21 protein-coding genes and 1 tRNA gene are annotated in these 14270 nt (G+C 65.0%); 1 reads left to right on the top strand and 21 read right to left on the bottom strand.

Annotation, left to right across the window (positions count from 1 at the left end):
• The first annotated feature begins 31 nt into the window (after positions 1 to 31).
• Positions 32 to 799, top strand: a complete 768-nt coding sequence (locus JI739_RS09240) for a DUF4142 domain-containing protein (RefSeq protein WP_201683595.1) — start codon at positions 32 to 34, stop codon at positions 797 to 799.
• An 8-nt stretch (positions 800 to 807) separates the two neighbouring features.
• Here the strand turns inward: JI739_RS09240 and JI739_RS09235 are convergent, their stop codons facing one another.
• The 21 genes from JI739_RS09235 to JI739_RS09135 all read right to left on the bottom strand — a co-directional run bounded on the left by JI739_RS09235 (position 808) and on the right by JI739_RS09135 (position 14252).
• Complete coding sequence (locus JI739_RS09235; RefSeq protein WP_201683594.1) at positions 808 to 1638, bottom strand: 5'-3' exonuclease; 831 nt, start codon at positions 1636 to 1638, stop codon at positions 808 to 810.
• Positions 1639 to 1685: 47 nt separating this feature from the next.
• Positions 1686 to 2075, bottom strand: a complete 390-nt coding sequence (locus tag JI739_RS09230; RefSeq protein ID WP_201683593.1) for a hypothetical protein — start codon at positions 2073 to 2075, stop codon at positions 1686 to 1688.
• A 357-nt stretch (positions 2076 to 2432) separates the two neighbouring features.
• On the bottom strand, positions 2433 to 2969 hold the full coding sequence (locus JI739_RS09225) for a DUF2335 domain-containing protein (protein WP_201683592.1): 537 nt from the start codon (positions 2967 to 2969) through the stop codon (positions 2433 to 2435).
• Positions 2966 to 3340 (bottom strand): hypothetical protein, encoded by a 375-nt coding sequence (locus tag JI739_RS09220; RefSeq protein ID WP_236589433.1) that lies wholly within the window; start codon positions 3338 to 3340, stop codon positions 2966 to 2968. The genes JI739_RS09225 and JI739_RS09220 overlap by 4 nt, the downstream gene beginning before the upstream one ends.
• Before the next feature lie 50 nt (positions 3341 to 3390).
• Positions 3391 to 4305 (bottom strand): discoidin domain-containing protein, encoded by a 915-nt coding sequence (locus tag JI739_RS09215; RefSeq protein ID WP_201683590.1) that lies wholly within the window; start codon positions 4303 to 4305, stop codon positions 3391 to 3393.
• A gap of 4 nt (positions 4306 to 4309) precedes the next feature.
• Positions 4310 to 5227, bottom strand: a complete 918-nt coding sequence (locus JI739_RS09210; protein WP_201683589.1) for a collagen-like triple helix repeat-containing protein — start codon at positions 5225 to 5227, stop codon at positions 4310 to 4312.
• A gap of 24 nt (positions 5228 to 5251) precedes the next feature.
• Positions 5252 to 5515 carry a hypothetical protein gene (locus JI739_RS09205; RefSeq protein ID WP_201683588.1) on the bottom strand — a complete coding sequence of 88 codons (264 nt, stop codon included), beginning with the start codon at positions 5513 to 5515 and terminating at the stop codon, positions 5252 to 5254.
• Positions 5516 to 5698: 183 nt separating this feature from the next.
• Positions 5699 to 6919 carry a phage major capsid protein gene (locus JI739_RS09200; protein ID WP_201683587.1) on the bottom strand — a complete coding sequence of 407 codons (1221 nt, stop codon included), beginning with the start codon at positions 6917 to 6919 and terminating at the stop codon, positions 5699 to 5701.
• Positions 6920 to 6989: 70 nt separating this feature from the next.
• Positions 6990 to 7223, bottom strand: a complete 234-nt coding sequence (locus tag JI739_RS09195) for a helix-turn-helix transcriptional regulator (protein ID WP_201683586.1) — start codon at positions 7221 to 7223, stop codon at positions 6990 to 6992.
• Positions 7220 to 7453, bottom strand: coding sequence for a hypothetical protein (locus JI739_RS09190; protein ID WP_201683585.1), 234 nt, complete (start codon positions 7451 to 7453; stop codon positions 7220 to 7222). The genes JI739_RS09195 and JI739_RS09190 overlap by 4 nt, the downstream gene beginning before the upstream one ends.
• A 397-nt stretch (positions 7454 to 7850) precedes the next feature.
• Complete coding sequence (locus JI739_RS09185) at positions 7851 to 8870, bottom strand: AAA family ATPase (protein ID WP_201683584.1); 1020 nt, start codon at positions 8868 to 8870, stop codon at positions 7851 to 7853.
• Positions 8871 to 8905: 35 nt separating this feature from the next.
• Positions 8906 to 9367, bottom strand: coding sequence for a hypothetical protein (locus JI739_RS09180; protein WP_201683745.1), 462 nt, complete (start codon positions 9365 to 9367; stop codon positions 8906 to 8908).
• Positions 9367 to 9627: a hypothetical protein gene (locus tag JI739_RS09175; RefSeq protein WP_201683583.1), complete on the bottom strand. Its 261-nt coding sequence runs from the start codon at positions 9625 to 9627 to the stop codon at positions 9367 to 9369. The genes JI739_RS09180 and JI739_RS09175 overlap by 1 nt, the downstream gene beginning before the upstream one ends.
• Positions 9627 to 9887 carry a hypothetical protein gene (locus JI739_RS09170; protein ID WP_201683582.1) on the bottom strand — a complete coding sequence of 87 codons (261 nt, stop codon included), beginning with the start codon at positions 9885 to 9887 and terminating at the stop codon, positions 9627 to 9629. The genes JI739_RS09175 and JI739_RS09170 overlap by 1 nt, the downstream gene beginning before the upstream one ends.
• A complete protein-coding gene (locus JI739_RS09165) occupies positions 9887 to 10084 on the bottom strand; it encodes a helix-turn-helix transcriptional regulator (protein ID WP_201683581.1) in 198 nt (65 codons plus the stop codon). Before JI739_RS09165 ends, JI739_RS09170 begins: the two co-directional genes overlap by 1 nt.
• A gap of 114 nt (positions 10085 to 10198) precedes the next feature.
• A complete protein-coding gene (locus tag JI739_RS09160; RefSeq protein ID WP_201683580.1) occupies positions 10199 to 10816 on the bottom strand; it encodes a hypothetical protein in 618 nt (205 codons plus the stop codon).
• Positions 10816 to 11058 (bottom strand): hypothetical protein, encoded by a 243-nt coding sequence (locus JI739_RS09155; protein ID WP_201683579.1) that lies wholly within the window; start codon positions 11056 to 11058, stop codon positions 10816 to 10818. The genes JI739_RS09160 and JI739_RS09155 overlap by 1 nt, the downstream gene beginning before the upstream one ends.
• On the bottom strand, positions 11051 to 11341 hold the full coding sequence (locus JI739_RS09150) for a hypothetical protein (RefSeq protein ID WP_201683578.1): 291 nt from the start codon (positions 11339 to 11341) through the stop codon (positions 11051 to 11053). Before JI739_RS09150 ends, JI739_RS09155 begins: the two co-directional genes overlap by 8 nt.
• Before the next feature lie 108 nt (positions 11342 to 11449).
• Positions 11450 to 12685, bottom strand: coding sequence for a tyrosine-type recombinase/integrase (locus JI739_RS09145; RefSeq protein WP_201683577.1), 1236 nt, complete (start codon positions 12683 to 12685; stop codon positions 11450 to 11452).
• A gap of 146 nt (positions 12686 to 12831) precedes the next feature.
• A tRNA-Ser gene (locus JI739_RS09140) sits at positions 12832 to 12924 on the bottom strand.
• Between the two features lie 59 nt (positions 12925 to 12983).
• A complete protein-coding gene (locus tag JI739_RS09135; protein WP_201683576.1) occupies positions 12984 to 14252 on the bottom strand; it encodes an aspartate kinase in 1269 nt (422 codons plus the stop codon).
• Positions 14253 to 14270 lie beyond the last annotated feature (18 nt).

Below are 14270 nucleotides of genomic sequence, written 5' to 3'. Positions count from 1 at the left end.
CAGCCGAACTTGACCAACAAGGAGAGACCTCATGACACATCGCTTCCTGATCGCACCCGTGGCCGTGGCCGCCGCCTTGTGCTTCGGCACTGTCGCCGCCCAGACGGGCACCGCCGCCAGCACTTCCGGCTCGAGCACGGCCAGCGGCACCGCAGCAGGTGCCGGTACCGCCACGCCTCGTCCCAGCACGCCTGCGCGCGACGCCCAGGCCGGCAAGTCCGAGAAGAAGGACCTGGCCCGGGGCGACCGCAAGTTCATCGAAGAGGCCGCTGGCCACGGCATGTTCGAGGTGCAAGCGGGGCAGTTGGCCGCGCAGAAGGCCAGCAATCCGTCGGTGAAGTCCTTCGGCGAGACGCTGGTCAAGGACCACACCGCCGCCAACCAGGAGCTGCAGCAGATCGCCAGCAAGCTTCAGGTCGAGGTAAAGCCGGAGCTGCCGCGCTCCATGCGCAACAAGCTGGAGAACCTGCAGAAGAAGAACGGTGCGGAATTCGACCAGGAGTTCATCAAGGAAGTCGGCCTGAAAGCGCACGAGGACGACGTCAAGAAGTTCAAGAGCGCCAGCAAGGATCTGAAGGATCCGCAGCTCAAGGCCTTCGCCGAGAAGACCCTGCCGACCCTCGAAAAGCACCTGGCCGAGGCCAAGCAACTCGACCAGACCATGAGCGCGCGGGGCAAGAGCGACTCGCGCACCTCGGCCAGCGGCGCCGGCCCCGCGCCGGCCAGCAAGGCCGGCAGCACAGGCACCACCGGCGGCGGCATGGGCACCGGCAGCACCGGGCCCGGCAAGGGCAGCTGATCGGGTGACTAGCCCAGCCGGCGCTGCACCTGCTGGCAGCGCTGGAGCAGCTTGTCCGCTCCGACGCTTGCGGCCCACTCGGCGAACGCGGGAGTGGGCCCGCGCCAGCGCAGGACCTCCGGGTCCTGCAGCAGCAGGGGATCGATCCGCAGCGTGGCCAGCTGCTTGAACAGGAGAGCCAGGTCGCGCTGTTCCCCGAGAAGCCCGTCGGGCATGGCCTCGATGGGGCCATGCCTGTTGATCAGGCGCGCCGCGCCCACGGGCCCGATGCCGGCAATGCCGGGGTAGCCGTCGGCCGAATCGCCCACGAGAGCCAGCCAGTCCGGAATCAGCTCCGGCTCGACACCGAACTTCTGCTGGATGTCCGACGCGTGCCGGATCTTCCTGGACTTGCGGTCCACCTGCAGCACGCGCTCCCCGCGCACGCACTGCGCGAGGTCCTTGTCAGGGGTCCAGATCAGGACCTTCTGCACGCGCGGGTCGTCGTGCGCCGCGCTGGCCGCGGAGGCGAGTGCGTCGTCGGCCTCGAGCTCCACCATCGGCCATACGACCACGCCCATGGCGGCCAGTCCCTCCTCCAGTGGGTGGAATTGCGCCAGCAGCGCCGGCTCGATGCCGTCGCCGCTCTTGTAGCCGGGCCAGAGTCGGTTGCGAAAGGAATCGATCACGTGATCGGTCGCCACGCCCACGTGCGTGGCGCGAGACTCGATCAGTTCCAGCACCGTGTTGAGCACACCCACCACCGCGCCATTCGGCCGGTCCTCGCCCTTGTGGGCCCGGCGCAGGCCGTAGAAGTGCCGGAACAACTCATACGTGCCGTCGATGAGATCGATGATCATGCGCAGCCGCCCTGGTGGATGCGCCATTCTGGCCGCGCGCCATCGACTCAGGAGGTGGATTTCGCCTTGTCCCCCAGCGAAGATTGCGACATCCACCCGCACGCGGGGCACTGCCGGTCCGCCTCGTTGAAGTGGTAGCCGCAGCCGAGGCAGAGCACCGCGTCGGCCAGGTTGGCGCCGAGGTCTTCCTGCGGCTTGGTTGCCGGCTCCCACCCCATCGAGGACACCTGCTCCTGCAGGCGCGAGATGCGTTCGGCGATCAGGTCCTCTTCATCACCTTCAGGCGTGGGATAGACCGCCCGGCAATAGGTGCACATGCGCAGCCCCTGCCCTCGGGTGGAGCGGGAGAACAGGCCGGCCAGGCGCTTGAAGAAGGACGATGGCGCGCCACTGGGCGCGTCCACCCATTGGGTGCTGTGGCAGGTGGGGCAGGTCATGGCGCAACCCCGTGGAGTCGCGCGGAGCCCGGTAATGCTTGAGGCTGGATCATGGCGCGCGAGTATAGGAAACGCTCGAGCTCGCGCGGGAGCTTGTCGCGTTGCTCGGCATGGGCTGGGCGGCAGGCGTGGCGCCCAGGCGACGCGGTTGCCAACATCAGCGTGCGCGGTGCCAAGGATGCTTGCGGAAAAGTGCGCCGGGCACCGGCCGTGCGGTGAATACCGCCGCAAAAACAAAAACGCCCCGGAGGGGGCGTCTTCATTCGGTGCTTGGCGGAAACGGAGTCCCCCAATCGCTAGCACTGGCGCGGACTCCCAGCGAGATGCACGATTTACCCAACAAAAAACCCAACTACATCACCGTCGACGTTTTGCACTCTTCGCGGGTTGACTCGACTCGGACGCATCCTTGCCGGACTTCTCTTTGTGTGCTCGACCAAAGATGAATGCTGCCAAGACGCTGCCGATTGTGGTGGTGACCATCGTGGCGGCAAGCCAGGGCTGGCCGTTGATACCCACGTATGTGGCGGCCGCGATGATTGCCATCACGAGCAGGAAAGCAAATAGCTGCGCTCTCTCCTGTGTGCGCGTCTTAGACCTGACTAGTGCCGCCTCTTGATTCATCCGATGTTGAGCTTGCTGCTCGACCAGTTGCACAAGGCGTTCTGGAAGCCCTGGCACGATCTCGGCGTAACCTGCAAGCACGCTTGGATGAGGGAGCGGACCAGAGTGCTCGACGGTGGTGTTGTGATGTACCAGCACCCCAAGCACCTGCTCGCGCGTCGGGAGCGGCACTCGTCCAAGCACCGCCTCCACTTCTTCAACCGCCTGCTTGACTTGGGTAGGCAGTTGCTCCGCTACCGGCTGCGGCTGCTTGCCCGCTTCGTCAGTCACTTCCGACTGCGCCGAGCCATGTCGGCGCGGACTGCGTCAGACATGTCCTTGCCGACCGCCGCGAAGTCGCTGCCTATGACGTCCCAGTCGCTCGCAAGGGGACCAAAGGACGGGGTGGGCAGCTGAGTTGCGCCAAGATCTAGCATGCTTCCCGTGGCGTCAAGCAGCCAGTCGATACGCTCGGCTTTAGCCCGAGCGATCCTAAGCGCCTGTTCCTTCGACGAGACGAGTACCTTCCCGCCCTTAAGGGCGATCTTGATAGTCTTGTCCCGAGGATCGAGGTGTTTGGTCACAGCGAAGAGTCTAGCAAGTAGGCAACCGGCAAGATGCCAGCCGAGTCCTACCCTATCGACGCGGGCCGGCTCATCCATGTTGCGATTAGACACACAAGGTCTAGCAGCGTGCAAGCGAATCCGCATGCTTAGGTGCAGACGAACACCACCGGCCGGCGAGCCGGGGCCGCTACCCCCCAGGTGAAGGTCTTGGTTTCGGATACGGTCCATGTCAGGCCGCTCGCGGTGTACTGGGTTTCCCAAGATGACCCATTCCAGCGGTCGACCGTGAAATCAGCGGGCGCCCATACCTGATTGCCGCCGCCTGGCGCAGTCATGACAACCTCTACGATCGACTTGGCCGAAGCGAACTTGTAGGCCAGCCAGCTCGGCACCTCGCCAGTGGAATACGCCTGCCAGCCTGTGCTCGCGTTGTCATCGAAGGCGGCGAAGGCCCCCATCGTGCTGGTGTTGTTCATCGAGGAGGCGAACGCATAGCCCCCTGAGCACTCGTCTGCGCCGCCGGACGATGCCCGCATCTGCACTTCCATCAGGGAGAAGGTGGACGCCCCCCCCTGCTGGGCGGTCATGTTGATGCGCCACAACTGACCGTCTGCGCCGGAGTCGTGGCGCGTGTCTGCGTTCCATACGGTAAAGGTGCCGGTGCCGCGCCAGTTCGTCTCGCCCTTGACTGTAATCAGGGGCGTCCAACTCGAGTTGTCGTCCGAGTATTGAAGCTCGAAGTCCCGAGGGGTGTATTGCGCCACCCCAGGCGACTTGCCCGCGAACTCAACAATATCCTTCGCGTTGCCAGCGCCGAAGTCGTACTTGATCCACGACGGCAAAGTGCCGCTCGAATACCAGCGGGTCGAGGTGTTGTTGTCGAAGGCGTTGGCTGCGGCGTTGATGCCGTCTACCCCCGAGGCCGACGCAGTGCCCCCGGTGCACTCGTCTGCGCCACCGATAGACGCGCGTAACTCCAACTCCAGAAAGCCCGCGTAGCCTGTAGAACCGTTGGAGTTGTTGGCGGTGACGTAGACGCGCCAGTAGCGATGCGCGGCCATCGGCTTACCTCGCCGCCTTCAGTGCAAAGCCGATGTCGGCCAGGGTGGCGTCCGCGGTGGCCGGCGCGACTATCTCCAGCGTCTGCCCGGCGGTCAGCGAGACAGCGCCGCCCGTGGTGGTGAAAGTGCCCGAACTGCCGGTCGCGGCGAAGGTGATCGAGCCGACCGAGGAGCCGTTCGCCTTCACGTCGAAGACGGTCGAAGCGGTCGCGGCCACCTTAGCGACGGCGTAGCTTCCGGCGAAATCGTCCGGGAAGGTGACGGCGACCGCCACCGGCACGTAGAGAACGATCGCGCTATCTTCAGGCTCGCCGGGGTGGAAAGCGCTGGCGATGTGGATCTGGTCGGCCCAGCCCGTGTCGTGATCGGTTGCGCTGAGCTTGACGAGCACTTGGCCCGTCGTGCCGCCCGTTGGCAGGCCCGCGCCATCGGCACCGGCCGCGCCAGGCGTGCCCGGCGCTCCATCAGCCCCCGGTGTGCCGGGAGCCCCGTCAGCGCCATCCGCACCGGCCGGGCCTTCGGGTCCGATCGGTCCGCGCAGCGGTGCGCGCCAGTCCGTGTAGCTGATGGCACTTCCGGGTCCGGTGACGATCTCGTACAGCGCGATGGCGTCGTCCGCAAGGGGGCCGGGCCAGCCCGTGGGCGCGCTCGTTGCCTTCTGCACTGCGCCCGTGGAGTCGACATAAAGGTAGTTCGTCGCGTTGGGCGTCAAGGCAACGGTGCCGTTTGCTACCGCGATGATGGTTCCATCGGGCTTCTGGAACTTGCCGCCGTAGTAGCCCCAGGTGAGCCCCGCCGTCGTTGATGCCCGTCGACCGAACAAAGCGTTCGCCGACATTGAGTCGAAAAGCGCGTTCGCAACAATTTCTTTAGATGCCTGCGAAGACGAGATCAGGTCGAGTGGTGAATTGCTGTCAGACATGGAGTATCCCCATATGAAGCGGGTCTAGTTCTTGTCCACGCCGAAGGCTGTGGCAGTGGCCACGCGCGTCACTCTGTAGGTTCCTGCGCCCGTGAGCAGCTGCGCCGGGAACTGCTTGGTCAGCTCGCCAACGGTGGAAAACGTGCCGTCCGCGGCCTTGATCTGGACCAGCGCGCGGGCATCCGAGCCGGGCGCGCCTCCGGTGATGTAGATGTTGGCGCTGTCGGTGGTGAGGGTGAACTCGGAAGACGACGCCTCGGTCGTTCCGCTGGCGATGATGTTGGCCATTTGTGTCTTTCGTTGTTGAGGGGTGAGGGAGTTCGGCGCAGCTAGTCAGGCCTGCCATGATCCCTCTCGCGGCTACCGGTCAATTGGAAGTAGGTGCCGGTCGCGCAGCCCTCGATGCCACCGGCTCTTGAATCTGCGCGGCTCAAGCGGGCCGCTCCTGGGAAGGAAACTCCCTGCAGTCGGTTAGGCGCGAAGGCCAGTGATCACCGTGAATGCCTTGGCGTACCACAAGGCAACGTCTGCGCGGGCGTGGCAGACGAAACCGATCTCGCCGGTCCCGGCGTAGAGTTCCTTGAGCATCATCATGGAGAACTGCTCGCGCATGATGAATGCCATCTTGGAGAAGTCCCCAAGGTAGATCTCGGTGCAATCGGTCGAAGTGCCGACAGTCAGGTTGTTGGGCACCTGGCTGGTGCCGATCTGCCGAATGCCCTCAAGCATTCGAGGTACGCGCAGCGGTTGGCCCGTTGAGTCCTCAAGCGCGGCGAGCGTGACCAGACTGCGCGGGCTCATGATCGCTGCTGTCGGTGCGGGCGCGTTGGCGTTCAGCGCAGCCTGGACGCCGCTGAAGAAATTCACATAGCCGAGAGTGGCCAGCGACTCGCCGTTCGTCCCGTTAGCCACGCTGTTGATGCCGCTCGTGTTCAGGATGCCGCGGGGCTCGGGATTTGTGCCGCTACCGCGCAAGCCGGCGCGATCGAGCTCTTTGGCCATCGCCTGCGCGCATGCGGTCGTGAGGGCCTCGTCCATGTTGCGGGCGTCCATCAGCAACTCGCGGCTCACCTTGAACATGAACGCGAGCGATTTGGGCGCAGCGACCACGGCGCGGAACGAGGGCTCTGAAGACGTAACACTTCCGGACTCGAGCCGCCACGCTGCCGTCGGGATGCTGTCGATGCCGGCGGTCGTGAAATCCTTGCCTCCTGGCACCGGCACGATGCCAGCGCCCGCCTGCATCAACGAGGAGGCGGGCACCAAGGCTTCCAGAATCCCAGGCATCAGCACATGAGGGACGGCGTACCCACCTGCGGTGTCCGTTCCTTCGGAGAGGGCGGCCTGCACTTCCGGGGTAGTCTTCATGCCGGCGACGCCGCGGACGAAGGCGGAGAACGAGAGACCCTCGCCCGAGCCGACGCCGGCCGCTCCGCTCTTGCGGTAGTGCGCGCGGATCTCCTTGCCAGTGCGCAGTACCTTCAGGGCGCTCTCGCTCGTGGACAGCTCATCGCCCGCCTCTTCCGCCCGGCCGATGATTGCGCGGATCTCCTCATCGATCTTGTCGACGCGAGCCAGGTTCGACTCGACCTTCACCGCCTCAGTTTGGGAATACTTTCCCTGCGACGTGATGGACGAAGACTGTTCGATGAGCTGATCGCGCTCTGCCCGAAGTTCTGCAAGTTTGGCCATGAGGACCCTCCGTTGTTGATGAGCTAATCGTGCGACTGGAGGGGGATGCGCAGCAACGGGCAAACCGGGATCACGTTGGCGCAGCTTGGTGCTGTTGGCGCGCGGCGATCTTCTTGCGCAGCAGCCAGCGCTCGAACTCACTGCGTTCGATCACCTCAATGCCTGGCGTCAGCGCGAAGAACCGCGGGAACTCGGGGTCACGTTCGATCATGCGCCGCAGGGTGTGACGGCTGACGCCCAGCTCATAGGCGACCTGCTGGCGCCGTAGGAATGCGGCGTGCTCCGGGACTCGGCGCTCGCTCATCTCGCCCTCGAGGACATGTTCATCGAGCGGCGCATGATTACCTCCGATCGCACGTAGTCGGCAATCACCGGGGCCAGCAGCAACCCCAAGTCCGCATATCGGCGGGTCGAGGTGAACCCGCGCAGGCTCGCAGCCATTGCCTGTAGGGCCTGCAGATCCAGCGAGTCGCCGGCCAGCACCTGGCGCAGGAACTGCGCCGCATCTGTGGTCGTGGTGGTTTGCTGATTCATTTTGATTTCTTCTGACGGGGAGCAAGGGACCGAACCGCCCGGAAGTAAGGCGTGGCGCGGGTTTCCGGCCGATTGGGATGGGCCGTTTGAATAACGTTCAAAAGGGGGAAAAGTTTTGCGCGTGGGAAACCGTGCGGTTTCGAGATCGAGTCGAGCCAGCCTTTGACCCGCCCCCCGGCCCTCGCGCGCGCGCACGAGAAGTTGTGGGTTAGCGTTAAAGCAAGGCGAACCACTCGGTTTCCGGGTCGGACGGCCGAAATTCGGACGGTGCCCCTGGGGGCTTGTCGCCGGTTGTCTCCTGTCTCCTCTCCTATAGAGAGAGGAGACAGTTGGAGACACCATGTGCCGGTGTCGCCGAATGTCTCTCGGCGACAGTTGGAGACAGTTGGAGACAGCATCAGAAGCTCACTTCCTGAGCCGACTTGTTGAGGGCCACCACGCCTGCTGTCTCGATCAGCCGGTGAGCGTCGAGCAGCTTGTTGATCTCTCGGTAGACCGACTGGCGCTGGTACTGGTCGAGGTGCTTGGCCAAGTCGCCCCGCTTCATGCCGGTACCGCGGGCACGCAGGGCCTCCACAATCGCGCCGGCGACCTCGGATGGCCGCTTACCCTTGGCCACCTTGGCGGGCGCATCTGCGGGCACCACGACGCAGGAGCTGCGGCGCGTGTCCCATTGGCCCGGTCCCAGGTCGACCACCTCCAGGCGGAAGCCGAAGCGAGAGCCCTTGCCAGGGATGTCGCGCTGCTTTGTGATCTCGGCAACTCGCATCCCAGTCGCCTCGTCTGCCGTCACCTCAATCTCGGTGTCGATCGCAGCGCGCAGCCCTGACCAGCCGCGGGCGCCTCGGGCCTGGTCCTTGCCGCTGTGGTGGATCAGGAGCACATGCACCTGCGCGTCCCGCTTGATCTGCTCGGCGTGCTTGATCACGGTGCCCATGTCCTCGCCGCTGTTCTCGTTGGCGCCAGCCGCCATGCGCGAAAGCGTGTCGCCGATCACCAGCTCGCACTTCTCGCCGACCTCGGACTCCAGTTCCCGGATCAGCGTCACCACCGCCTGCGCATCGGCGCCGCTGTCGAACAGGTTGATCGGGCTCTGCACGATGGCGAAGTTCGGCACCTTGCGACCGTAGTGCCGCTGGTACGCCTGCAGACGGGTGCGAACCGACTGCGGCGACTCGGTGGCCAGGTAGACCACAAGGCCGCCGAGCGTGTGCCGGCCCATCCACTTAGAGCGCTGGGCCAGCGCACAGCCGATGTCCACCGCGAGGAAGGTCTTGCCGGAGTTGCTGTCGCCGTAGAGGACCGACAGCGCCAGGCGCCCGATCACGCCCTCCACGAGCTGCTCCTCGGGGTCAGGCCATTCCGGCAGGTCCGCGGCCCAGGCCCAGTCGAGAGCGGCCCGGTCAGGCGGAGGCATCGCTCTGTCGACCCGGTCGAATGCCGTGGCTCGCCTCACGCGCAGGCCTCCGCGATGAAGTGGATCCGGTTCGCGGCCTGCAGCAGGCGATCGAGCTCCGAACCTGCAAGCTCGATCCCACCAGCCACATTGCACGCAGCCACTGCCACCAGCATGGACTCCTCGCGCAGCACGGTCAGCCCGTCACGCGCTGGGAACGGCATCGGCCGGTGCCGGCTCGGTCGGCCATCCCCGACCCATGCGCCGAGAGCCTTGGCAGCCTCGATAAACGTCTGTCCGTGGGCTGCCATCTGGTAACTCAGGATGTCGCCGCCGCGGGCGCCGCACTGGGCCATGCACACGAACGCGCCCGACTCGATGTTGATGCGCATGGAGTCGCTGCCTCCGTGGAACTGGCACTCGGCGCTTCGCCAGGGCTTGCCGCGCGGGCTCAGGCGAAGCACCTGGCTCTCGTAGTAGGAGAGCGGGTCCGGGAGCCGATCTTTGATGAAGGCCATCACCGCACCCCCACCAGCTTGGCGAACGCGGCGAGTGCGCCCATGTCGGGGCAGTGCTTGGCCAGGTTCCAGCGGCAGACGAGAAAGCCACCTTCGCTCGTCTCGTGGACTGCGAAGCCTGCCAGGGCGAAGCGAGCCTTGAAGTCGGCCGTGCGCTTGCGGCCATCGCTATCGTCGGCAACAATCGCGGTGCTAGTTTCTTCTTTGGTGACTTCCTCAGGCCCGGCGACCACTGGGCCTTTTTCTTGGCCGGAGCGCATTACTTCGCCCTCCGCAGTTCGTTCGCGTGGGCCGTGTGCATCCAGCCGCGCACTCGCAACGCGCACTCCGCGGCATCCAGACCGCATGCATTCACGACGGGCGCCCAGTCCGCGAGTTCGGGCTCTCGTCCAGCAAGTTCGGCCTGGTGCTCTATGTCCGCCACCATGAACGCGGCGAGGTAGGCCGCGTCCTCCGAGCCAGGGATTGAGGGGCGCAGCGACACCACGGTGCCGCTTTTCTGGCGTGCGGGGGCGCGCATCACTTGGCGCCCTTCCCTGCCTGCGCATCACGCCAGGCCTGCAGTTGATCAGCAGGCACTACGGTGACGGTCGGGCCGAGCTTGATGAACTTCGGGAAGTCTTCGCGTTCCTTCGACCACCGCCAGAGAGTGGCCAGGGAGATCCCCAGGAACGCAGCCGCCTGGCGGGGCCGAAGTGAAGTCGATTGCTGTCGCATTTCCATTCCTCCAAGCCGCTACACCTGCGGCATGGGGATGGACGGTATGCGTTTGCGTGCGACTGAAACAGCACGCACGGGGGTCCAGATCTAGACCCCGATCGTGCTCCCCCGTTAACGCGAACGGAGGTAGGCGCGGATCGAGCCGCGAGAGTCTTCTTTGATGCGCAGTGCGCGGAACACGCACTCGCACAGGTCATGGAAGGGCGCAGATTCAGATGCCGTGACGTTAATGCCCGCTCGCTCTGCGATGCTCGCGATTCCGCTCACAAGGAACGTGTGTCCCGCCGTGCGCTGCGACTGTTTGGGCATGGAGTCGATTCGGTCCCCCACCGCAGCCGCAAACTGCTGGAGATCCCTGGCCATCTGCTCACCGAGGGGCAAGCCAGCCGCGTACCTGGCGCCCTCAAGGTGTCCCGCGGCGATGGACGGTGCCTGCTCCATCGCCTTGGCCAGTGCGCGGGCTAGGACCTCGATGCGCTGCAGAATGGCACGCGATTCACCTATGGTCGGCTCCGCCGCATCGCTGTCCTCGACGCTCAAAGCGACCTCGACATGCGCTTGCAGCACGTCGATAGCCTGATCATCGAGCCAAGCGCCCAGCGCCTGCCGATCCTTGGCGGTGAACTCGAATCCGGAGACGAGAGCGCCGGTCTGCTCGGCCAGCTCCAGCCCCGCCAGGAGATCGTCAACCGCCAGGGCTTTCGCCCCGGCTTGCTTCTTCGTGGGCATCAGTGCGTGAGATACAACCGGCTCGCGGCTTCCTTCAGACTGCGTTCATCGTCGTCGTCCTGGACGAATGCCTCATGCACGAGTTCACTCAGTTCCGCGACGCGCCGCAGCATGCCCCGGGCAATGACAGTGTCCTCTGAACCTGTGTCAGACCGCTCGATAACGGTCCACAGCGCGCGTGCGAGGCAACGGATCTCGAAGTTCGCTTCCCTGCCCACGTCTTGCCAGGTGAGGTCAGTCATGGCGCACCTCCCCGCCGAGAGCGCTCTGAAGTTCACGCGTTGGGCGCCGGTCGTCACCCGTGGCAAGGGCCGCTTCGTACACGATTTCGCTCAAGTCTTGGATCCGGCGCAACATGCCGCGCGCCACGGTGGCGAGCTCTGAGCCTCGATCATCGTCTTCGATGACCTTGGTGAGCGTCCTCGCCAGCAGCAAGACTTCGTAGTTCGCACTGAACGCTATAGACCGCCGAGTCTTAGCTTCAACGGCGTCGGCGACGCGATGTACAGTTTCGTGAGCTTGCATGTCCGTTTCCTTTCACGGGGTTGGACGTGTGAGTTAGGTCGGGCTTGTGCTTCACCACTTGCCCGGCCGCCTTGCCGCTGAACCGCGCGGCCCGGTGCCTGAGTGCCGTCAGGCGCGGTTTCTCTCCAGCGGCACCATGCCGCCTCCCTTGATCACGTTGCCGCAGAACGCGGCCCAGTCGTCCATCAGTCGGCGGCGCTTCTCGAACACGTCGCCCCGCAGGTAGGCCGCTACCACCTTGTCAGCGATCGCATGCGCCAGTGCCATCTCCACCACCTCATGCGGGTAGCTGGTGCGCTCGCTGGCCCAGTCCCGGAAGGAGCTGCGGAAGCCGTGCGGCACCGCGTCCACCTTCATGCGGCGCATGGCGGCCAGCAAAGTCATATCGCTCAGCGGCTTGAGCATGGTCGACGGGAACACCAGGTCTGTGCCCTCCATCCGCGGCAGCGCCTGTAGCAGTTCCAGCGCCGGCTTGGACAGCGGCACGCGGTGCTCCTTGCCCGCCTTCATCCGCTCGGCCGGGATGGTCCACTCGGCCCGCCCCAGGTCAATCTCGGCCCAGGTGGCGCCGCGGACCTCGCCCGAGCGTGCCAAAGTCAGGATCGCGAACTCCAGCGCGCGGGCGCCCATGCCGGCCTGCTCGCGGAGCCTGGCCAGGAACGCCGGCACGTCGTCGATCGGCAGCGCCTTGTGATGCTGCACCTTGGCCACTTTGCCCCGCGCAGCTAGAAGCTTGTCCAGGTGCCCCTTCCAGCGGGCCGGGTTGAGCCCTTCTCGGTAGCCATGCACCGTCGCCCAGTCCAGCACCGCCTCGATGCGTCCGCGAACCCTGGAGGCCGTTTCGGTCTTGTCGTTCCAGATGGGCTTGAGCACGCCGAGCACCTGCGGCAGGCCAATGTCGCCCACGAGCAAGTCGCCCAATGTTGGGTAAGCGTAAGTTTCGAGTGTGCTGGTCCACTGCGCTGCGTGCTTGGCGTTGGCCCACTCCCGCGACTTGCCGTCGATGTAGGCGGTTGCGCACTGCTTGAAGGTCTTCTGCGCGGCCTGCTGGGCTGCCAAGGCGCTCTTGGCTTGCCGACGCTGCAGGATCGGGTCAATTCCCTTCTCGACCAGCGCCCGGGCCTGCCTCGCCTTCGTCTTGGCGTCCTCGAGCGTGACGCCTGGATAGCCGCCGAGGCCCATATCCCGCCGCTTGCTGCCGACCGTGATGCGCAGAACCCAGGTGCGGGCGCCGCCAGGCGCAACCTGCAGCGCGAGCCCAGGAACGCCGCCGACAACGTGATGCCCTGGCTCAGTCAGCCGACTGACCTCCAGGGCTTTCAGCTCGCGCGGCTTCTTGGGCATCCGAACTAATCTCCAACGTCTTACCCAACTTTATACGCGCGATTGGGTGCGACGACAAGTGCATGGTCTGAGACACCAGCCAAGGCACTTCCCCAATGAAAAACGCCCCTTTCGGGGCGTTCTGGGGGTCGTCTGAGACTTGTATCTGGCGGAAACGGAGGGATTCGAACCCTCGATGCGGCTCTACACCGCATACTCCCTTAGCAGGGGAGCACCTTCGGCCTCTCGGTCACGTTTCCGTATCGGAGCGAGGATTATGCCTCATGCCAATGGCTGATGCGCCCTTGGCAGCTCGAGTTCAGGCAGCGGGCTGGTCGAGGTCGAAGGCGCGGTGCAGCGCGCGAACGGCAAGTTCCATGTACTTCTCGTCGAGCACGACCGAGGTCTTGATCTCGCTGGTGGAAATCATCTGGATATTGATGCCCTCTTCCGACAGCGCACGGAACATCTTGGCCGCGATACCCACGTGGCTGCGCATGCCGATGCCCACGATGCTGACTTTGCAGATGCGGGTGTCGCCCTCGATGCGATCGGTGCCCAGGCTGGGCAGGACCTGGGTCTTGAGCAGGTCCACCGTGCGCGCGTAGTCGTTGCGATGCACCGTGAAGCTGAAGTCGGTGCGGCCATCCTTGGAGATGTTCTGGATGATCACGTCGACTTCGATGTTGGCCTCGGCCACGGCACCCAGGATGGTGTAGGCGATACCGGGCTTGTCGGGCACGCCCAGGATCGAGATCTTGGCTTCGTCGCGGTTGAAGGCAATGCCGGATACGACGGCTTGTTCCATTTGTTCGTCTTCCTCAAAAGTGATCAAGGTGCCGGACCTGGCCTCGTCCTCGATCGGGATGTCCCAGGGCGTGAAGCTGGACAGCACGCGCAGCGGCACCTTGTACTTGCCGGCGAATTCCACGGAACGGATCTGCAGGACCTTGGAGCCCATGGAGGCCATCTCGAGCATCTCCTCGAAGCTCACGGTATGCAGCCGCCGCGCCTCGGGGACCACGCGCGGATCGGTGGTGTAGACACCGTCCACGTCGGTGTAGATCAGGCACTCGGCGGCCTTGAGCGCCGCTGCCACCGCCACCGCCGAGGTGTCGCTGCCGCCGCGGCCGAGCGTGGTGACGTGGCCGTCGCCATCGACACCCTGGAAGCCGGTGATGATGACCACCTTGCCCGCGGCCAGGTCGGCACGCACCTTCTGGTCGTCGATCGATTCGATGCGGGCTTTGGTGTACGCGTTGTTGGTGCGGATGGGGACTTGCCAGCCGGCGTAGCTCACCGCCCCCAGGCCCTCGGCCTGCAAGGCGATGGCCAACAGGCCCACGGAGACCTGCTCGCCCGTGGAGGCGAGCATGTCGAATTCGCGTTGCAGGGCCGACGTGGTGCTGCCGGGCGCCAGTTCCCTGGCCAGTCCGAGCAGGCGATTGGTCTCGCCGCTCATGGCGCTGGGGACGACCACCATTTGGTGCCCCGCCCGCGCCCATTTGGCCACGCGCTTGGCGACGTTGCGGATGCGCTCGGTCGAGCCCATCGACGTGCCGCCGTATTTGTGAACGATCAATGCCATGGAAGAAGGGAGTGTGTG

It is taken from the genome of Ramlibacter aurantiacus (assembly GCF_016722895.1).
In the GTDB taxonomy this organism is placed as follows: domain Bacteria; phylum Pseudomonadota; class Gammaproteobacteria; order Burkholderiales; family Burkholderiaceae_C; genus Ramlibacter; species Ramlibacter aurantiacus.
The sequence above is the reverse complement of the archived record's forward strand: the minus strand, read 5'-3'. Positions and strand labels throughout refer to the sequence as shown.